The 731-nt window shown below is 39.4% G+C and carries 1 protein-coding gene; it reads left to right on the top strand.

The genetic code is table 11. From position 1 onward, the window contains the following. On the top strand, window positions 1-731 hold a 731-nt coding region (locus tag J8L97_RS23090; RefSeq protein ID WP_211053065.1), incomplete at both ends, for a hypothetical protein.

The following is a 731-nucleotide window of genomic DNA, read 5'->3' as shown; positions in this document are numbered from 1 at the left end:
ATAGTCAGGCTCAGCTTGTTTCCGGTAACCGCGGTAATTTGTATGTTGTGACTGATGACTGGAGTCCAGTAGAGCCAGTGGAGCCAGTGGATCCGATAGATGAATTGTCAGTAATCCACTTTAACATTGATGATAATGGCGTAATAAAACACAACAGCGCAGTCAATTTTGGTATTAGAACCAATGAACCATATTACTCTGATAGCTTCAGTGTCTCTTACGACAATCACGCCTTATACCTTACAAGTAATCAAGATGACACCCCAGCAGGGCTATATAAGCTGCCGTTGGCAGATGATGGCTCACCGCAAGCGGCCGTCGAGCTGACACTTAAAAATGCAAAGTCGAGGTATCGCCTTTCTAAAATGTCTGGAGATTTGTGGTTATTATCAGATGATTATAGGGGGTTTCAGGTAGCACAACTGAAAGGCAATGCGTTACAAGTTATCTTTGAACATGAAAGTAGCTCTTATTATAGCGCCCTTGAAGTAAAAGGTAACTTAATTTTTGGTTTAGACACTTTCAGAAATGTGGATATTTTTCAAATAGGTCATGACAAAACGATTTCGCATAGGTTCACATCAACACCATCAGATTATAGATCCAACCGTGATATGCTCATTGCTGATGATACATTATTTATTACACACGACTTGAAAGGCATTTCTTCTTTAAAAATTGAAGATAACACAACGTTAACCAATTTACACAGTTTCTCTCAATCAGGTGTT

This window comes from Pseudoalteromonas sp. MMG012 (assembly GCF_018100875.1).
Lineage (GTDB): Bacteria > Pseudomonadota > Gammaproteobacteria > Enterobacterales > Alteromonadaceae > Pseudoalteromonas > Pseudoalteromonas aurantia.
This window is presented reverse-complemented; position numbering and strand designations above follow the sequence as displayed.